This window comes from Paenibacillus antarcticus (assembly GCF_001637225.1).
In the GTDB taxonomy this organism is placed as follows: domain Bacteria; phylum Bacillota; class Bacilli; order Paenibacillales; family Paenibacillaceae; genus Paenibacillus_AQ; species Paenibacillus_AQ antarcticus.
In genome coordinates this window covers 1-908 of sequence record NZ_LVJI01000047.1, presented here as the reverse complement: position 1 = coordinate 908, position 908 = coordinate 1, and the positions used below count along the sequence as shown (strand labels likewise).

Genomic DNA, 908 nt, shown 5'->3' with positions numbered 1-908 from the left:
ACGGACGCTTTCCAATTTATTGACTTTTGTTATCTCCACGTAGGAGGCTGCGCCTGATGCTTGCAGCAGTCCTGTGGGCTAGGCGATTGCTGTAGTAGCCATCTCTGCTACCGTTGCTGTTGCCAACACGCTTCCGCCTGTTGCCACGTCGTATACGTTCACGATGTCGCCTGCCACTAGGCCAGTTACTTCCACCGTATCTTCGTCGCCCGTTCCACCATTGGTCACTTTAATCGTAGTCGCCACTGGCGCTACAGTGATTTCTGCATCATACGCTTTTACAGTTCTTCCACTCTCAAGCTTGTCCGTGCTCTTCACGCTGACATACACGCTTCCTGCTGTTGCTGTTAGCTGGTCGATCGTAACCGTTGCGCTCGTTTCATCAGCTGCTACGGTTGCTGTTCCGATGGCTACGCCACCTGTTGCTGCTTTGTACACGTTCACTACATCGCCTGTTACCAAGCCAGTTACGATGACTGTATCTGCTACGCCCGCTTTGTTGTTCGAAGCCGTAATGTTCGCTGCTACTGGTGCTGCAGATACTGGCTCAGTTACATACGTCTTCGCTGTACGTACGCTTTCCAATTTATTGACTCTTGTTACCGCTACATACGCGGTTCCGCCTGCTGCTTTCAAGAAATCTACTTTGGATACGGTTGCTGTTGTTGCTTCCTCTGCTACCGTTGCTGTTGCCAACACGCTTCCGCCTGTTGCCACGTCGTATACGTTCACGATGTCGCCTGCCACTAGGCCAGTTACTTCCACCGTATCTTCGTCGCCCGTTCCACCATTGGTCACTTTAATCGTAGTCGCCACTGGCGCTACAGTGATTTCTGCATCATACGCTTTTACAGTTCTTCCACTCTCAAGCTTGTCCGTACTCTTCACGCTGACATACACGCTTTCTT

The 908-nt window shown here is 51.2% G+C and carries 1 pseudogene; it reads right to left on the bottom strand.

The features are described from left to right. Positions 1 to 78 precede the first annotated feature (78 nt). Positions 79 to 908 (bottom strand): annotated as a pseudogene (locus PBAT_RS25830) (hypothetical protein); the annotation flags it as partial.